The 17144-nt window shown below is 68.7% G+C and carries 14 protein-coding genes; 7 read left to right on the top strand and 7 right to left on the bottom strand.

What is annotated here, in order from left to right; genetic code table 11:
• Positions 1-65: 65 nt before the first annotated feature.
• The 5 genes from ACL9RL_RS05040 to ACL9RL_RS05060 form a co-directional block, all read right to left on the bottom strand.
• On the bottom strand, positions 66-995 hold the full coding sequence (locus tag ACL9RL_RS05040) for a carbohydrate ABC transporter permease (protein WP_422779116.1): 930 nt from the start codon (positions 993-995) through the stop codon (positions 66-68).
• Between the two features lie 5 nt (positions 996-1000).
• A complete protein-coding gene (locus ACL9RL_RS05045; RefSeq protein WP_422779117.1) occupies positions 1001-1900 on the bottom strand; it encodes a carbohydrate ABC transporter permease in 900 nt (299 codons plus the stop codon).
• Positions 1901-3232, bottom strand: coding sequence for an ABC transporter substrate-binding protein (locus ACL9RL_RS05050; protein WP_422779118.1), 1332 nt, complete (start codon positions 3230-3232; stop codon positions 1901-1903).
• Between the two features lie 390 nt (positions 3233-3622).
• Positions 3623-5059, bottom strand: coding sequence for a xylulokinase (xylB, locus tag ACL9RL_RS05055; protein ID WP_422779119.1), 1437 nt, complete (start codon positions 5057-5059; stop codon positions 3623-3625).
• A 7-nt stretch (positions 5060-5066) separates the two neighbouring features.
• Positions 5067-6104 carry an NAD(P)-dependent alcohol dehydrogenase gene (locus tag ACL9RL_RS05060; protein WP_422779120.1) on the bottom strand — a complete coding sequence of 346 codons (1038 nt, stop codon included), beginning with the start codon at positions 6102-6104 and terminating at the stop codon, positions 5067-5069.
• 341 nt (positions 6105-6445) lie between these two features.
• Between ACL9RL_RS05060 and ACL9RL_RS05065 the strand changes: the two genes are divergently transcribed.
• The 3 genes from ACL9RL_RS05065 (at position 6446) to ACL9RL_RS05075 (ending at position 10721) form a co-directional block, all read left to right on the top strand.
• Positions 6446-7498, top strand: coding sequence for a LacI family DNA-binding transcriptional regulator (locus ACL9RL_RS05065; protein ID WP_422779121.1), 1053 nt, complete (start codon positions 6446-6448; stop codon positions 7496-7498).
• A 69-nt stretch (positions 7499-7567) separates the two neighbouring features.
• Positions 7568-9658, top strand: coding sequence for a hypothetical protein (locus ACL9RL_RS05070; RefSeq protein WP_422779122.1), 2091 nt, complete (start codon positions 7568-7570; stop codon positions 9656-9658).
• Positions 9659-9677: 19 nt separating this feature from the next.
• Positions 9678-10721, top strand: coding sequence for a class I mannose-6-phosphate isomerase (locus ACL9RL_RS05075; protein WP_422779123.1), 1044 nt, complete (start codon positions 9678-9680; stop codon positions 10719-10721).
• A 90-nt stretch (positions 10722-10811) separates the two neighbouring features.
• Here ACL9RL_RS05075 and ACL9RL_RS05080 read toward each other — a convergent pair whose 3' ends face one another.
• A complete protein-coding gene (locus ACL9RL_RS05080) occupies positions 10812-11789 on the bottom strand; it encodes an o-succinylbenzoate synthase (RefSeq protein ID WP_422779124.1) in 978 nt (325 codons plus the stop codon).
• A gap of 99 nt (positions 11790-11888) precedes the next feature.
• Here ACL9RL_RS05080 and ACL9RL_RS05085 point away from each other — a divergent pair, with 99 nt between their 5' ends.
• The 4 genes from ACL9RL_RS05085 to ACL9RL_RS05100 all read left to right on the top strand — a co-directional run bounded on the left by ACL9RL_RS05085 (position 11889) and on the right by ACL9RL_RS05100 (position 16826).
• Entirely contained in the window at positions 11889-13163 is a 1275-nt protein-coding gene (locus ACL9RL_RS05085; RefSeq protein ID WP_422779125.1) for a hypothetical protein, read from the top strand.
• A gap of 47 nt (positions 13164-13210) precedes the next feature.
• Positions 13211-14131 carry a 1,4-dihydroxy-2-naphthoyl-CoA synthase gene (locus ACL9RL_RS05090; protein ID WP_422779126.1) on the top strand — a complete coding sequence of 307 codons (921 nt, stop codon included), beginning with the start codon at positions 13211-13213 and terminating at the stop codon, positions 14129-14131.
• Between the two features lie 348 nt (positions 14132-14479).
• Complete coding sequence (locus ACL9RL_RS05095) at positions 14480-15619, top strand: AMP-binding protein (RefSeq protein ID WP_422779127.1); 1140 nt, start codon at positions 14480-14482, stop codon at positions 15617-15619.
• A gap of 172 nt (positions 15620-15791) precedes the next feature.
• On the top strand, positions 15792-16826 hold the full coding sequence (locus ACL9RL_RS05100) for a 1,4-dihydroxy-2-naphthoate polyprenyltransferase (RefSeq protein WP_422779128.1): 1035 nt from the start codon (positions 15792-15794) through the stop codon (positions 16824-16826).
• Here ACL9RL_RS05100 and ACL9RL_RS05105 read toward each other — a convergent pair.
• Positions 16767-17102, bottom strand: coding sequence for a DUF4229 domain-containing protein (locus ACL9RL_RS05105; RefSeq protein WP_422779129.1), 336 nt, complete (start codon positions 17100-17102; stop codon positions 16767-16769). The two genes, ACL9RL_RS05100 and ACL9RL_RS05105, sit on opposite strands and share 60 nt — an antisense overlap.
• Positions 17103-17144 lie beyond the last annotated feature (42 nt).

The raw sequence follows: 17144 nt of genomic DNA on the forward strand, positions 1-17144 counted from the left end.
CGTTCGGCGCTGGATGGTTGGTGCCTGCCGCCGCGGGTGGGGCCGCCGCGACGGCAGGGGTCAGGTCACTTGCCGACGCCGGCGGTGAGTCCGCTCACGAGTTGCCGTCTCGCGAGGATGTAGAGCACGAGGATCGGCAGGGCAGAGAGCACAACGGCTGCGAGCGTCGCCGGCACGTTGATGCTGAACTGGCCCTGGAAGTTCCACAGCGCGAGCGGGAGCACCCGGATGTCCTCGCTCTGGGTCAGGACGAGGGGCAGGAGGAACCCGTTCCACACCTGCAGCGCGTCGTAGATGACCACGGTCGCGATGGCGGGCCTTGCCATCGGGATCACGAGGCGCCGCAGGATCGTCCACTGCCCGGCACCCTCGACCCGCATCGATTCGAACAGCTCGTTCGGGATGTCGCGGAGGAAGTTCACCAGGATGAGGACGGTGATGGGCACGGCGAAGGCGATCGACGGCAGGATGATCGCCCACAGGGTGTCGTACAACTGCACCTGCCCCAGCATAAAGAACAGGGGCACGATCGTCGCCTGCAGCGGGATCGCGAGGCCGAGCAGGAACACCGAGTACGTCGCACGGACGAACTTCGCGTTGGAGCGGACGATGACGTACGCCGCGAGGAGGCAGACGATCGTGGTGACGATGACCGTCGCGATGGTCACGATGAGGCTGTTCGCGAAGTAGGTGAAGAAGCCGCTCTGCAGGACGAGCCCGTAGCTGTCGAGTGTCGGGTTCGCCGGTGGTGCGAGCGGGTTGCGGGTGTAGAACGCGCCCTGTTCGCTGAAGCTCGTGATGACCACGTAGTAGATCGGCAGGATGATGATCGCGAGCCAGATGTACCCGGCGAGGCCGCCGAGGACGTTCTTGCGGGGGCTTCCGGCCCTGCTGGCGCGTCCGCGCCGCTTCTTGGGCACGAGGTCCGCGCGCCGCTGGGATGGCGCGATGCCTGCTCCGCGTGGTGTGGCGGTGGTGTGGGCTGTCGTCGTCATGTCGGTCACGCTCCGTCCTGCTGGCTGGACATCCGGTTGAACCCGCTGAACTTCGTGAGCCCGGCCGCGAGGAGCAGGCCGATGACCACGAGGATGACGGCGAGCACACTCGCCCCGCCGAGGTCGCTGGCCGAGAACCCGGTCAGGTACATGTCCAGCGGGAGGAGGCGGGTGGCGTAACCCGGCCCGCCCTGGGTGAGGATGTAGACGATGTCGAAGTAGGTGAGCGACCCGACCACCATCAGCGTCGAGGACGCGATGATCGTGTTCTTCAGCTGCGGCACGGTGATGTAGAAGAACTGCTTCACCCGTCCGGCGCCGTCCAGCTGCGCCGCCTCGTAGAGCGAGGCCGGGATCTGCCGTGCGCCCGCCTGGTAGAGGAGGGAGTGGAACGGGATGAACTGCCACGCGATCACGAAGATCACGACGTAGAGGACGAGGGCCGGGTTGCCCAGCCAGTCCTGGGACAGGACCGGGAGGTTGAAGGCCTTGCCGATGCCGTAGTTGGGGTCGAGGAGTGCCTTGTACGCGATGGCGATCGCGGCGGAGGAGAGGATGAGCGGCAGGAAATACAGCGCGGCCAGGACCGCGCGGTACTTCTGACGCCCGGCCGTGAAGACGCCAAGCAGGAGGCTGAGGGGCGTCTGCACGATCCAGGAGAAGACGATCACCTGGAGGCTCAACCAGAGGGCGTTGTAGGTGACCGGGTCGGTCAGCTTGCTCACCCAGTTGGAGATGCCGTTGAACACCGGAGCGGTGAGGCCATCCCAGCTCGTGAAGCTGAGGCCGAGGGCGATCAGCAGGGGGATGATCGCGAAGCCGAGGAAGAAGACCAGGGCGGGGGCGACGAGCCAACTGCTGGGTGCTGAGAGGCGGGCGATGGCCCCACCGTTCCGAGTACTCATTTACTTTCCGATGGTCTTGTTCATGTTGTCGGAGAACTGCTGGGGCGTCTCCGAACCGTTGAAGAGGAGGTCGAGCTGGGTCCAGAACGCCGATGACGCGGCCGGCGACAGGGCGAGGTCCCACGACTGCTGGAAGTTGGGGGCGTCGGCGATCATGTCGTTGAGTCCCTTGGCGAAGTCGCCCTTCAGCTGCGGCCCGATGCCGGTGAGCGGCGGGATGTTGCCCGCGTCGATGACCGACTTCGTGTACGCGTCGTTCCACACCGTCTTGGTGAGGTAGTTCATCGCGGTCTTTGCCTGTGCGTCGGTCGCCTTCGCGGAGACCGCCCAGTAGGAGGCCGGGTTGCCGGCGATGTTCTTCGGGTCGCCCTTGCCGCCTTCGACCGCTGGGAACGGACCGAAGCCGAGCTTGCCGCTCGACTCGAAGGTCGGGTCGATCTGCGAGATGCCGGAGTAGGCCCAGGCGCCCTGCAGGAGCATGGCGGCCTTGCCGGTGACCATCAGGGCGAGGTCGGCGTTGGTGTCCGCGGACACGGAGGCGAATCCTTCGGCGAAGCCGCCGGCCTTGACGAGCTGCTGGATCATGGTGTTGGCCTTGATGACGGCGGGGTCCGACCAGGCGTCCGGTTTGTTGTCGAGGATGTTCTGGAAGACCTGCGGTCCGCCGATCCGGTCGACGAGGTACTCGATCCACATGAGGTACGGCCACTTGCTGCCGCCGCCGAGGGCGATCGGTGCGAATCCGGCGTCCTTGATCTTGGGGACGGCTGCGAGCAGTTCGTCCCAGGTCTTCGGCTGTTCGACGCCGGCCTTCTTCAGCACGTCCTCGTTGAAGTAGAGGACGACGGGTGAGGTCGGGTCCATGGGGATGGCGTAGGTCTTGCCGCCGTTGATGCCGCCGGCCGCGACGGAGGGGATGAGGCGATCGGTGAAGGCCTTGTCGTCCTTGAGGTCGGGGGTCAGATCGCGGAGGAGGCCGGCCTTGACGTACTGCGCCATGGTGCCGCCGCCCCAGGTGTACACCAGCGTCGGTGCCTGGGGGGAGTTGATGGCGGTGCGGATCTTGTCCTTGTAGTCGTTGGTGCCGAAGTAGTTCGCCTTGATCTGCGTCTTCGAGTTCGCGGCGTTGAATTCGGTGACCGACGGCTCTGTCAGTGGCTTGTCTGCCGTGGTGCCCCAGGCGGTGATGCCGCCTGCGGTGGAAGCGCCGCCGGAGGATCCGCAGGCTGCGAGGAGCAGGCTGAGGGCTGCCGTGGCGGCGACGGTTGCGAAGACACGTGCGGTGCGGCGGGGGCCGCGACTGCTGCTGGTGTCCCGTGTGATGCGGGTCATTGCGTTTCTCCTTGAGTGTGGGGCGTGTCGCCGATGGTCGCCCGATGGGGGATCCGGGTGACCGGGGAGGCGATGTGCGCTCCGGGTGGGGTGAGGCTGGAACGGCCGGCGCGAACCCGATCGGGGTCGGGGCGTCGGGTGTGTGCCCGGTCTCCTGTGCGGAGGAGGGGCAGGTGTGCCGGACCGGCGGGGCGGAACATCGCGAGCGAGCTGTGGCACCGCGTGGTAGCGGTCATCTTCATCACCTCGTTGTGTCGTGACTTGCTCGGTAACCAGTGGTTACGTTTCCACTATGGAGCGTAGCTCCGGATTGGTGAGAATGTCAATCCTTCAATTTCCGTTGATTTTCCGGTGTTTTGTCGAGTGATTGACCAACTCTTGACGTGCGTATTATGTGGATGATGACGTGGAAATAGTGGAATCGGTTCCAATTGTGGCGCGACTCGCGTACCTGGCCCTGATGCCTGGGACGGTCGCGGGTGCGCGGCGGTCGTCACGGGCGAGCGTCCAGGACGGACGGCGCCCCGTCAGCGCCCAGGCGGCCTGGGCCGCTGCGCCGTCTGCGACGTACTCTCCGGCGCTCGGCACCTCGATCGGTTGGTCGAAGACCTCCGCGGCGATGGTCCTCGCCGCATCGCTCCGGGCGCCTCCGCCGATCAGCAGGATGCGGTTCGCCGCCGTGCCGTCGGCGACGAGCGCGTCGAGTCCGTCGGCCAGGCCGCACAGCATCCCCTCCACGGCCGCCCGCGCCAGGTTCTCGCGGGTCGTGGAGCGGAGCGTGAGACCGAAGATGCTCCCCGTGGCGTCCGGCAGGTTCGGCGTCCGTTCCCCCTCGAAGTACGGCACGAGCGTCACACCGCCCGCCCCCGGTTCCGCCGCCAGTGCGAGACGCGAGAACTCCGCGTGGTCGACGTTCAGCAGACGTGCCGTGGCGTCGACGACCTGGGCGGCGTTGAGCGTGCAGACGAGGGGGAGGAATCGCCCGGTCGCATCTGCGAACCCTGCGACCGTGCCCGACGGATCGGCGCGCGGGGCATCCGCGACGGCGAACACCGTCCCGCTCGTGCCGAGCGAGACGACGACGTCGCCGACCTCGAGGCCGAGGCCAAGGGCGGCGCCCGCGTTGTCCCCGGCACCTGCGCCCACGACGGCCCCGCCCGGCGTCGTCCCGGGGGAGTCCGCGGCCGAGAGCACCCGGGGAAGGATCGCCAGCCTGCCGAGCGCGAGCTCGAACAGGTCCAGGTCGTAGCCGCCGGTCGACGGGGACCAGTAGCCGGTGCCGCTCGCATCGGACCGATCGGTCGTGAGGGCTTCGAGGGCGGGGCCGAGCGGGCTCGAATCCGCCGGCCCGTAGCCGCGCAGGCGCCAGGTGAGCCAGTCGTGGGGGAGCGCCACCGCGGCGACGGCGTGCGCCGATGCCGGCTCCGCATCGCGGATCCAGCGCAGCTTCGACGCCGTGATGGCCGCGACGGGGACAACGCCGGTGCGTGCAGCGTATGCGTCGGCCCCCACCTCGCGGACGAGGTCGGCGGCCGAGGGTGCGCTCCTGGTGTCGTTCCACAGCAGTGCGGGCCGGATGACGCGGCCGGCGGAGTCCAACAGGACCATGCCGTGCTGCTGGGCCGCGACCGAGACGGCCGCGACGTCGTCGAGGCCGCCGGCGTCGTGGATGGCGCGGGTGAGGGCGTCCCACCATTGGGCCGGATCGATCTCCGTCCCGGCCGGGTGCGACGCCCGGCCCGTTCTGACGACCCGACCGGTCTCCAGATCGTGGATGACGACCTTGCAGCTCTGGGTCGACGAATCGATCCCGGCAACGAGAGTCATCGTCCGGTCACCGCTCGTTCGGTGTGACGACGACCTTCATGGTCGACGGGCGACCGGCCGCCTCGAGTGCGGCTTCGACCTCGTCGAGGCCGAAGCGACCGGTCACGAGGGCGTCGAGGTCGACTGCGCCGGAGGACGCGAGCGCGATCGCGAGCGGCCAGGTGTTCGCGTACCGGAACACACCGGTCACGAGGAGTTCGCGGTTCTGGATGCGGGAGACGGGCATGGTCACCTCATCGGCGCCCATGCCGACGAGGACGACGCGGCCGGCCGGAGCGACGGCGTGGATCCCGGCGCGGATGGCCGGCTGCGCCCCGGACGCGTCGATGAAGGCGTCCACCTCGAGTCCGAGCGTCGCAATGTCGGCGGCGAGCGGGTCGAGGACCGTGGTCGCCCCGAAGCGGAGCGCCACCTCGCGGCGTTCGGCGACCGGGTCGCTCACGATGATCTCCGATGCCCCGAAGGCGCGGGCGACCTGCGCGACGATGATGCCGATGGGCCCGGCGCCTGCGATCAGGATGCGCGATCCCGGCGCGGTTCCCGCCTTCTGATTGCTCCAGATGCCCACAGAGAGGGGCTCGCACAGCGCGGCGGCGTCGAAGGACATCGAGTCGGGGATGGGGAAGGCGTAGTCGGCCTGGATGGCGGCGTACTCCGCGAAGGCGCCGTCGATGGGCGGGGTCGCGTAGAACTCCATCTCGGCGCACAGGTTGTACCGTCCGTGCTTGCACTGCTCGCAGTGTCGACATGCGCGCTGCGGTTCGATCGACACGCGTTCGCCGATGCGGGTGGCGGGGACGTCCGAGCCGGTCGCGACGATCGTGCCGGCCGATTCGTGGCCGAGGATGAGGGGCTGCTCGACGATGAATGAGCCGATCCTCCCCTCGTGGTAGTAGTGCACGTCCGAACCGCATACGCCGACGGCGGCGATGCGGACGAGCACCTGGTCCGGTGCGAGCGTCGGGGTGTCGACGACGTCGGTTCTGACGTCGCCGGCGGTGTGGAGCACGCTCGCGTTCATGGTGGTGGGGATGGTGGAGGTCATGGTTGCTCTCTCTGGTCGGTCGCGCCTGTGCGACCCGGTCATTTGGAACCGATTCCACTCTCTCTCACTGGATCGCTTGTGTCAATCCGCTCATACCGCTCTGCAAGTTTGGCAATCGACCGCATAAAAACAGGGTTTTTTGCGTGATTGACACAACGACGAATCTGCGACTATGGTCGTGGTGGAAACGTAACCACCACGTTCTCCGTGAATGATCAGACAGGGCAACGACGCATGCGCAACACGACGCACAACCGGCAGGTCAGTATCCTGCGAGGTATGGGGCGATCCGGCGTCGCGCGGGCTCCTGACCTGGAAGATCCACGAAACGGAGCACAAGCATGAGCGAAACGCAGGGCGGCCGAGCAGGGTCGCGATCGGCCAAGCAGGCGACCATGAAGGATGTCGCAGCGGCAGCCGGCGTCGGCCTCGGGACGGTCTCCCGCGTCTTCTCGAAACAGGGCAAGGTTGCGGAGTCCACACGCAAGCGGGTCGAACAGATCGCCCGCGACCTCAACTACCACCCGAGCGCGCTCGGCCGTGGCCTCAAACGCCAGAAGACGAACAACATCGGCCTCATCGTCACCGACATCTCCAACAACTTCTACGGCGAGTTCGCCCAGGGCGTCCTCGCGACCGCGAAGTCCATGGGTCGCCACGTGATCCTCTGCGCGAGCGGCGAGGATGCGGAGAGCGAGAAGGAGTACATCGACCTGCTCGTCGAGCAGCGCGTCGACGGCATCATCGCCTTCCCCACGGGTGAGAACGTCGACGCCTGGCGCAGCGCCGCCCGGCTGGGCATCAACATCGTCTTCGCGGACCGGACGATCGACGACCTCGACATCCCGTCCGTCCTCATCGACAACCTCGCAGCCGCCAGGGCCCTGACGGAGTACGTCCTCGCGCTCGGCCACCGCCGCATCGGCTACCTCGGCGGCCCGTCCCAGCTGACGAGCGGCCGGTTGCGCGACGAGGGATTCCGTCGTGCCCACGCGGACATGGGGGTCGAGATCGACGAACGCCTCGTCGTGCAGACCCGCTTCACCCGCGACACCGCCTACGCGAGCGCCCTCCGGCTGCTCGACGTCGACGAACCGCCCACAGCCCTCATCGCGAGCAACAACGTGCTCGGCGAGGCCGCGCTCACGGCCGTCAGGGACCGTGGATTGCGCGTCCCAGAGGACATCTCCGTCGTGATGTTCGACGAGGTGCCGTGGGCGAAACTCGTCGACCCGCCGGTCACCGTCATCGCCCAGCCCGCCTGGCAGATGGGGCAGGCGGCCACCCGCATGGTTCTCGCCCCGGACTACGAGAACCTCCACTCACTCACGCTCGCCACCGAGTTGACGCTGCGCGCCAGCGCACGTCCGTGGTACCCGAGCGTCCCCGTGTGACGACAGCGCCTCCTGCGTCGTCACGTCACCACAACCGACCCCGCGAGCGCGGGAGATGGAGCCACTGCAATGGAACGCGGCATCTACTTCGACGGATGGTATCCGAACGAGCACTGCTACCACCCGAGCATGCCGCCGCGGCGACTGACGATGATCGACGACCTCGAGGACATGGGCGGGACGATGCTCGTCTGGGCCGGCCTCGGCGGCGGCTCGATCAGCCTGGCGTACCTCGAGGAAGAGGCGTTCGGCCAGGTCCCTGCGCGATTCCGCCAGCACGGCTACGTCAACGATTCGGAGTTCATCCACCACGCGAAGGATCGAGGCATCGACCTGTTCGCGATCGTGTTCGAGGCGCAGGCGTGGGAGTTCCCGGCTGAGATCGTCGACGGCGAGGTCCTCGCGCAGAACCAGCTCCGCGGCGCGGCCCCGGCATCGACCGTCGGCCTCCGCGAGTTCTCGACCGACACAGGTCCAGCATCGTGGAAGGCGTTCAAGCACTACTTCCCGGACGGCCTCGTCAACAGCGACGGCGAACAGGTCGTCGATCTGTGGGAGGAGGTCGTGTCCCGTGACCTCGACGGCAACCCGCTCCGCGCGCACTGGGTCGAAGTCGACGACAAGGGGCAGGTCTGCTACCTCGCCGACCGCAACAACCCGGTTTGGCGTGAGTACCTGAAAGCGATCATCCGCATCCAGATCGACGCAGGCGCCCCTGGCATCCAGCTCGACGAGACCGATGTCCCGCTGCTCGCCGTCCGCTACGGCGGCTGCTTCTGCAAGGACTGCGTCAAGGGCTTCCGCAGCTACCTCCAGGGCCTCGAGAACACCCCGGCCGAACTCGCTGGAATCGATCTCACGACCTTCGACTACCGCACGTGGCTGCTCGAACAGGGCTTCCGCAAGGGTGTCGCGCCGCAGACGTTCCCCCTCTACGGCCACTACACGCGCTTCCAGGAGTTCTCGATCGCCGAGACGTTCCGCGAACTGACCGCCTACGTCCGCGAGTACGCCGCGTCGAAGAACCACGCCGTCCGCATCGCCGGCAACTTCTACGACTGCGCCCCGTACTACGACGCGATGGTCGACGAGGTCGACGTCCTCGTCACCGAGATGCGCGAGACGACCTACCAGCAGCCGTGGTACTTCCGTCACGGCGTCGGCCTCTCCCGCGGCAAGCCGCTCGTCGCGGTCGAGAACCCGTACGGCGGCGTCACCGACGAGCTCCTCACGAAGCTGCAGGAGGGGCGCGCCCGCGACCTGTTCCGGCTCACGATCTTCGAGGCCAGCGCTATGGGTGCGAACATGTCGCTCCCGTACGGCTCCTGGCTCGGCACCGAGGTGAAGGACTCCTACTGGGTGCCCCGGAAGCTCGCCGTCGAGGTTGGCCAGTTCCTGAAGTCGATCGACGGTGTGACCTCCAACCGTTCCGAGCACAGCACGGCGGTCGTCTACTCGGTCGCGAGCATCATGCGCGCCACGATCGACTCCGACCAGTTCTTCGATGGCGACCGCTGGTACAAGCGCGTCGAAGCGACCGACTCGCGCCCGGCCTCCTACTGGGAGACGGTCGAGCACCTGAGCCGCAGCTCCCGCGTCTTCGACACGATCGTGTTCCCGGACGAGGAACTGCGCGCGACCGACGTCGACGCAGACTCGCTCTCCCGCTACAGCACGGTCGTCGTCCCCGACGCGTGGAACGTGAGCTCGGGGCAGCACGAGGTCCTCGTGCAGTTCCTCGACGCCGGCGGATCGGTCGTCGTCCACGGCGCGTACGGGACCGAACTCCCGGACGGAGCAGCTGCCCGCCTCCTGGAGCACCAGGGCACGACCATCGTCCAGGCGGTCGACGCCATCGCCTCCGTGACCCCGGACGACGTCGTCACCGACCTCGGTGCGCTCGCCGCAGCGAACATCCACGCGCTCGACGACGGCACCGTCGCGCTCCACATCGTCAACTACGACTACGACGAGACGAGCGACAGCATCCGCGAGCGTAGCGACTTCACGGTCGGCGTCCGCGTCACGGGCGAGGTCACGACCGCGGAACTCCACGCCCCGGGCCAGGAGCCGGCTCCGGTTCCCGTCACGGTCGTCGACGGCGTCGCGAGCGTCACCATCCCAACGCTCGCGACGTACGCGATCGTCCACCTCTCCTGATGCGCGCCGGAGTCCACGAATGACCACCATCAATCCGCCGCGTCAGCGGACCGTCTACCGTCCGGTCGTGCTCGACGCGAACCAGCCGGACCACCGCCCCTACCGCGGAGGCGCCGGGATCGCGGCCTTCCGCGGGACGGAGCAGACCAGCCCCTTCACCCCGGAGGACTTCGTCGCCTCGACCACCGAGGTGCACGCCGGCGGCGGGATCGGGCTCACCCGGCTCGCCGACGGCGGCACGCTGCGCGACGCCGTCATCGCCGATCCGATCGGCTTCCTCGGCGAGGAGCACGTTCGGGCGTTCGGCGCCCGCACGATGCTGCTCGTCAAGCTCCTCGACACGGCAGAGCGGCTGTTCGTCCACTACCACCCGGACGATGCGTTCGCCGCGGCGAAACTCGCGGAGCCGTTCGGGAAGACCGAGGCCTGGGTAGTCCTGGACGTCGCACCGGGCACGTCCGGATACGCGGCGCTCGGGTTCGCGAGGGACGTGACGGAGGTCGAGGTCGCGCACTGGTTCACCGGGCAGGACGCCCCGGACATGCTCGGCGCGATGAACCGCGTCGAGCTGTCGGCTGGGGACACGCTCCTCGTCCCCGCCGGGCTGGCGCACGCGATCGGTCCAGGGCTCACGCTCGTCGAGCTGCAGCAGCCCACCGACCTCTCCATCCTGCTGGAGTACGAGGGCTACAACGGACTGACGAAGGCCGACGCGCTGCTCGGACTCGATCTGGACACCGCGATCGCGGGCCTCGACCGCGGTCGGGTGTCGCCGGAGCGCCTCGAACGCCTCGCCGCTCGGCGGGGATCCGAGACGCTCTTCCCGGCGGACGCCGATCCGTTCTTCTCGGCGGCGAAGCTCGACGTCGACGGGACGTCGCGGCTCGATCCGGCGTTCTCGGTCATCGTGGTCCTCGATGGAGCCGGCGTCCTGGAGTACGAGGGCGGCAGCATCGAGATCGCTGCTGGCAGCACGGTGCTCACGATGCACGGGACCGGCGCCGTGGAACTGCGCGGCCGGATGAGCGTTGTGCAGTGCCGGCCGCCGCGGGCGGGCCACTGAGCGACGTCGTCCTGGCTGGCGCGGGTCGGCAGGACCGGCCCGTGCCGGCCGAGCCGGCCGAGCCGGCAGTGCCAGCCCGTGCCGGCCGCCTCAGCCCAGCAGCTCGTGTGTGCGCCGCAGCCGATCCAACCACCAGGTGCGGCGCTCCGGGCTCGCCTCGAACCGGTCGAGGAGATCGGTGTCGACATCGACCCGTTCGACCCTGATGGCACCGCCGACGGGGTCGAGCGGTGACCTCGTGACGTCGCCGGAGAGCAGCGCCGTCGTCGCGAGTCCGCAGTCGAAGTCCAGCTGCGGGAGCGCGGCCGCGAGGTGGGCGCCCATCGAGATGCCGACCGAGGTGTCCAGGGCGCTCGACACCACGACCGGCAGGCCGACCTCCCCTGCGATGCGCAGCGCCGCATGGATCCCGCCGAGCGGCTGCGCCTTCACGATGATGATGTCCGCGGCGCCGGCCCGTGCGACCGCGAGGGGGTCGCTCGCCTTCCGCACGCTCTCATCGGCAGCGATGGGGACGTCGAAGTCGGCGACGCGGGCTCGGATCTCGGCGAGTTCCTCGACGCTTGCGCACGGCTGCTCGACGTATTCGAGGTCGAAGGTCGCGAGGGCGTGGATGGCCCGCTCAGCCTGATCCACGTTCCACCCGGCGTTGGCGTCCACGCGGATGCGTCCCTCTGGACCGAGCGCATCGCGGACGGCGGAAACTCGCGCGATGTCGTCCGCGAGCACCTGGCTGCGTTCTGCGACCTTGACCTTCGCCGTCCGGCAGCCGGGGAATCGGGCGAGCACGGAGGGGACCTCTGCGGCATCGACCGCAGGCACGGTCGCATTGACCCGGATGTGATCCCGATGCAGGGTCGGGGTGTCCGACCAGCCGAAATCGATCGCGGCTCGCAGCCACGCGGCGGACTCCGCATCGTCGTACTCGATGAACGGGGAGAACTCGGTCCACCCCGACGGTCCGCGCATCACCAGCGCCTCACGCACGTCGATGCCGCGGAAGCGCGTCGCGAGCGGAATGGCCACCACACGGGCGGTCCGGAGCAGGTCCTCGATGTCTGGCTGCATGGTCCCATCATCCTCCTGTTGGGCCGGCAGTCCGATCGAGAGAGCCGTCCGAGCGGTGGCGCCGGGGTGTCCACGCGCGCCCATGACAGAATCGATGGCGTGCCGATCTTCGCCCGCCGCCCGGACCGCGCAACGACTCCGGAAGCAGACAGCTGGCAGCCGGCGGGTGTCGGAGGGCCGGCCGCGGGCGCCGATCCGGATGCTCCGCCGAGGCTGATCGGGGCGGTTTCGGACGTTGGCGGATCCATTTCGCCGGCAGGCGCACCGAGTCCGGACGTGAGCGGATACGCTCCGGCTGCGCAGCCCGTCGCAGCACCGCCGCGCGCGCAGGACCGGGCGCCATCGACCACCAGTTCCGGCGTGCTCCTCCTGCTCCTGGCCATCGCGATCGCCGGCGTCGCCGTGTTCACCGCCTTCCTCGGCGGGAACGCCCCCGTGGTCTGGGCGCTGCTCGGCGCGCTCGCGCTCGTCCTGGTGGTGCAGCTCGGCATCGTGGTCCGGGCTGCCCGCGAACGACGACGGCTGGCGCGCGGCATCGTGATCGCGACGCTCGTGGTCACCCTCCTCGTCAATCCGCTGACCGTCGGCGGCGTCCGCGGCATCGTCGATCCGTCCGGCCCGTTCGGGCTGTCCGGGCTGTCCGGCCTGTTCGGCGCTCCGGGCGGCAGCGAGGCCGGGAGCAGCGGTTCGGGTGGTGCGAGGGATGCCGACATCGACCCGATCTGGAAGGGCTATCCCGGCTCGCGCTTCACCCCGGTCAAGGACGTCGTCGACGGTGCGGACCTCGCGACGTTCGCGGAACGATCCGATGCGATGCTCGCGGAACTGCGCGCGGCCCTCACCGCTGAGTTCGGCTTCGAGTGGATCGAGCGGCAGCCCGCGAAGACCGAGAAGGACGGCAACGGCTTCGGCGGCGACTCGATGCTCAACCGGTACACCGCGCCCGTCTGGCAGACGACGAAGGCGCTCACCGACATCGGACAGAAGAATCGCGCCGTGGAGATCATCCGGCAGGTCGCCCAGCGCTACGGCATCGTGAACCTGAGCATGCAGAACGCTCCAGCCGCATGGCGTCAGCCGGGTGAACTGACCGACCAGTTCGGCGGCGAGACCTTGGAGACGCAGGCGCTCTGGAGCCTCAACGCCTACGACGCGATCGCGGCCGGCGGCAGGTTCAGCACCGACATCGTGGACCTGTCGATCGATGCGACGGGCAAGGTCGAGAAGAACCGGTACTTCGCCATCACGAGTCTCGGGATGGCGCCCGACGGCATCGAACTGCATCTGGACGCCTCGGCGCTGCTCGCGGAGGCGGACCGTGCGGCGTTCCTCGCCGCCCTGAAACCGTTCGACGGTCTCACCGTTCCGCAGTGACCCGTCCGTCCTCCTGAATCTCGATGCGGAGGAAATAGGCTGGGCGTATGAGCGTCAATGTGTCCGAACTGTTCGACCCGGCCGAGTGGGAAGCCGTCCCCGGCTTCGAAGCGTTGACCGACATCACCTACCACCGGTCGCTCGACGGCGGATTCGTCCGCGTCGCATTCGACCGTCCAGAGGTCCGCAACGCATTCCGCCCGCACACGGTGGACGAGCTGTACCGGGCGCTCGACCACGCGCGGCAGTCGCCCCGAGTCGGCGTCGTCCTGCTGACCGGCAACGGACCGAGCGAGAAGGACGGCGGCTGGGCGTTCTGCTCAGGCGGCGACCAGCGCATCCGTGGTCGCGACGGCTACCAGTACGCGACAGCCGACGGCGATGAGACGGCGTCCGGCGTCGACGCGGCCCGCAACGGCCGCCTCCACATCCTCGAGGTCCAGCGGCTCATCCGCTTTATGCCGAAGGTCGTCATCAACCTCGTCCCCGGCTGGTCGGCCGGCGGCGGGCACTCGCTCGGCGTGGTGTGCGACCTCAGCATCGCGAGCCGCGAGCACGCCAGATTCAAGCAGACCGATGCCGATGTCGGCTCCTTCGACGCCGGGTACGGCAGCGCGTACTTCGCCCGCCAGGTGGGGCAGAAGTTCGCTCGCGAGGTGTTCTTCCTCGCCCGCGAATACGATGCGGAGCGTGCACTGCAGGCCGGTGCGATCAACGCCGTTGTGCCGCATGCCGAGTTGGAGAAGACCGGCATCGAGTGGGCGCGCACCATCATGGGCAAGTCGCCGACGGCGATCCGGATGCTCAAGTTCGCGTTCAACGCGGTTGATGACGGGCTCGTCGGCCAGCAGGTGTTCGCCGGTGAGGCGACGAGGCTCGCCTACGGGACCGACGAGGCCGTCGAGGGTCGAGACTCCTTTCTGGAGAAGCGGGCGCCGGACTGGTCGCCCTACCCCTGGCAGTTCTGATCCCCTTCTGATCCCCCTCGTCCGTCCGCGCAGCCGACGAGCGTAACTCCTTCGATTTGTGCCGTTGTCCGGCGGGATCCGCAGGATTCCGCGGGTCGGTCCGAGCCGGCCGCAGATTTCGAAGGAGTTGTGCTCGATCGGGGGCGGGCGTCGATCGGTCGGTCCCGAGGCTGCGCTGCCGGACCCTCAGCCGCCCAGCCCGGTCCCTGAGCTTGTCGAAGGGTGAGGTGGACACTTCGACAGGCTCAGTGACCGGAGGGGTGGCGCAGTGACCGGGTGGGGTGGACACTTCGACAAGCTCAGTGACCGGGGCCGGACGCCGCAGGGCCGCAGGCGTAGGGTGAATGGATGACGAGAGCTCTGCGCGTGGTCCCGGCCGAACCGGCGGAACTGTTCGATGCGCTGCACCGCGCACTCGACGGCTCCGGCCCGGCCGTGCTCCCAGCCAGACTCGACGCTCCAGCGCCGACCGGCCTCCCGGACGAGGTCGACCGCAAGGTCGCCCTCGTCGTCGAGACCTCCGGATCGACCGGGGACCCGAAACGCGTCGTCCTCTCCACGAGCGCCCTCCTGCAGAGCGCGGCCGGCTCGGGCGCCGCTCTCGGCGGTCACGGCCAACGCCAATGGCTCCTCGCGCTCCCCGCGCACTACATCGCCGGTGTCAACGTGCTCGTGCGCTCGATCGCGGACGGCACGACGCCCGTCGTCCTCGACCCCGGCCCGTTCGACGCAGCGGCCTTCAGCGCTCTCGTCGAGCGGATGACGGGTGACTCGCTCTTCGCAGCCGTCGTCCCCGCCCAACTCGCGGCGCTCGTCGCAGCAGCCGAGACGAGCACCACGATCCGGGACATCCTGCGCGGGATGCACGGGCTCCTCGTCGGCGGACAATCGACGCCACCGGAACTCCGCGATCGGGCCGATGCGCTCGGCCTCCGCGTCGTCCGCAGCTACGGGTCGAGCGAAACAGCCGGCGGTTGCGTCTACGACGGCGTCCCGTTCGCCGGTGTCGAGCCGCGCATCGTGGACGACGTCCTCGAACTCGCCGGACCAGTGCTGGCGGAGGGCTACCTCGGCGATCCGGTCCGCACCGCCGCCGTGTTCCCGCACGACGCCGGGCGCCGCTGGTACCGCACCGGCGACATCGCGATGCTCGACGGCGGCGTCGTGCGCGTCACGGGCCGTGCGGACAACGTCATCATCAGCGGCGGGATCAACGTCTCGCTGGACCGGGTCCAGGCCGCGGTCCGGACCGTAGCCGGACTGGCCGATGCGGTGCTGCTGGGGGTGGACGATGAACGGTTCGGGCAGGCGAGCGTCATCGTGACGACCGGCGATGGGACACTCGCCGATGCGCGGTCAGCTGTGGAGTCCGCCATCGGTCGACATGCGCGGCCTGCTCGGCTGGAGCGTGTCGACGAGATCCCGATGCTCGCGAGCGGGAAGCCGGACGTGCAGGCGATCCGCACGGGGTTGCCGGTCGGTCCCTGACCGGACCGGGCATTGGTAGTTGGGCCCTTCGACAAGCTCAGGGACCGGGAGGGCGGGGACCGGGGACGGGGGACCGTGGGCCCTTCGACAGGCTCAGGGACCGGGGCTCAGGGACCGGGGCGCGGACCGGGCTGCGAGCGGGCGCCAAGGGCTGGGAAGTAGAATCGCCGACGTGGCACAAGGATCACGGCCGACGGCGCCGAAACAGCAGAGATTGAACCCCAGCGAGACCCTCGCAGGACGAGGCGCGCACGGCGGTCGCTCCGGCAACCCCGCGAAGAGCGGCGGTCGCAACGCCCCACCGGTCCGTCCGGCCAGGTTCGGCGACTGGGTCGGCGCGGCCCGTCTCCGCACGGTGCCGATGGCGATCTCGCCCGTGCTCATCGGTACGGGGGCCGCAACGCTCATCGCCGGCCCAGGCGTCTACCACCCGGTGCGCGCGCTGCTGTGCCTCATCGTGGCGGTCGCCCTGCAGATCGGCGTCAACTACGCCAACGACTACTCCGACGGCATCCGTGGAACCGACGACCACCGCGTCGGCCCGAGCCGCCTGACCGGCTCCGGTGCGGCCAAGCCCCGCGCCGTCCTGACCGTCGCGTTCGTGTTCTTTGCCATCGCGGCCGTCGCAGGACTCGCGCTCACGATCATCACGCAGTTGTGGTGGCTGATCCTCGTGGGAGCGGTCGCGATTGTGGCCGCCTGGTTCTACACGGGCGGCAAGCGACCCTACGGGTACTTCGCGCTCGGCGAGGTCTTCGTGTTCGTGTTCTTCGGGCTCGTCGCGACGCTCGGCACCACGTTCGTGCAGGTCGGTAGCCTCAACCAGGAGGCCTGGTTCGGTGCGGTCGCGGCCGGATTCATCTCCTGCGCAGCGCTCACGGTCAACAACCTGCGCGACCTGCAGCAGGACAAGCTGGCCGGCAAGCGCACCCTCTCGGTCCTCGTCGGGCCCGTCGTGTCGAAGGTGCTGTTCTGCCTGTTCCTGCTGCTGCCCGTCGTCATCGCGGTGTGGCTGGCGTTCTTCTACCCGCTCGCGTGGCTCACGCTGTTCACGCTGCTGGCGGCGATCCCGGCGTGCATCATCACGATCACCGCCAAGACGGCGAAGGAACTGATCCTCGTGCTGAAGCTGACGGGTGTCGTTCAGCTAGCGTTCGGTGTGCTGCTCGCCCTGGCGTTCTTCGTCACGCCCACCATCGGGTCCTGACGCGGCGGGCGCGGCGCCGTCGAGCACCGCGTCCTCGGAGTCCTCGTCGTCGTGCGGGACCGTCTTCTCGCCGTGACGGCGCTCGTACAGCTCCTTCGCGACGGTGTCGCGCGGGGTCCGCAGGAAGATGTAGGACACGCAGAGGCCGATGATCGCGGCGATCACCGCGGAGACCCATCCCTGCAGCTGGGTGAAGACGAGCAGCAGGGCGAGGGGGACGGCGAACGCCAGCAGGCGCAGCACGGTGTACTTGACGACCGGGGGGATGCGATTCACCCCACAAGTGTAGGCGTCGTACCTGACGGCAAGCCCAGGCAG

It is taken from the genome of Plantibacter sp. Mn2098 (assembly GCF_049319745.1).
In the GTDB taxonomy this organism is placed as follows: Bacteria; Actinomycetota; Actinomycetes; order Actinomycetales; family Microbacteriaceae; genus Plantibacter.

What these genes read in the sequence shown, in the direction of transcription:
- ACL9RL_RS05080 (WP_422779124.1), bottom strand. Translation starts at nt 11,789, where the DNA reads ATGCAGCCAGACATCGAGGACCTGCTCCGGACCGCCCGTGTGGTGGCC.
- ACL9RL_RS05065 (WP_422779121.1), top strand. Translation starts at nt 6,446, where the DNA reads ATGAGCGAAACGCAGGGCGGCCGAGCAGGGTCGCGATCGGCCAAGCAG.
- xylB (WP_422779119.1), bottom strand. Translation starts at nt 5,059, where the DNA reads ATGACTCTCGTTGCCGGGATCGATTCGTCGACCCAGAGCTGCAAGGTC.
- ACL9RL_RS05045 (WP_422779117.1), bottom strand. Translation starts at nt 1,900, where the DNA reads ATGAGTACTCGGAACGGTGGGGCCATCGCCCGCCTCTCAGCACCCAGC.
- ACL9RL_RS05070 (WP_422779122.1), top strand. Translation starts at nt 7,568, where the DNA reads ATGGAACGCGGCATCTACTTCGACGGATGGTATCCGAACGAGCACTGC.
- ACL9RL_RS05050 (WP_422779118.1), bottom strand. Translation starts at nt 3,232, where the DNA reads ATGACCCGCATCACACGGGACACCAGCAGCAGTCGCGGCCCCCGCCGC.
- ACL9RL_RS05040 (WP_422779116.1), bottom strand. Translation starts at nt 995, where the DNA reads ATGACGACGACAGCCCACACCACCGCCACACCACGCGGAGCAGGCATC.
- ACL9RL_RS05090 (WP_422779126.1), top strand. Translation starts at nt 13,211, where the DNA reads ATGAGCGTCAATGTGTCCGAACTGTTCGACCCGGCCGAGTGGGAAGCC.
- ACL9RL_RS05095 (WP_422779127.1), top strand. Translation starts at nt 14,480, where the DNA reads ATGACGAGAGCTCTGCGCGTGGTCCCGGCCGAACCGGCGGAACTGTTC.
- ACL9RL_RS05060 (WP_422779120.1), bottom strand. Translation starts at nt 6,104, where the DNA reads ATGACCTCCACCATCCCCACCACCATGAACGCGAGCGTGCTCCACACC.
- ACL9RL_RS05075 (WP_422779123.1), top strand. Translation starts at nt 9,678, where the DNA reads ATGACCACCATCAATCCGCCGCGTCAGCGGACCGTCTACCGTCCGGTC.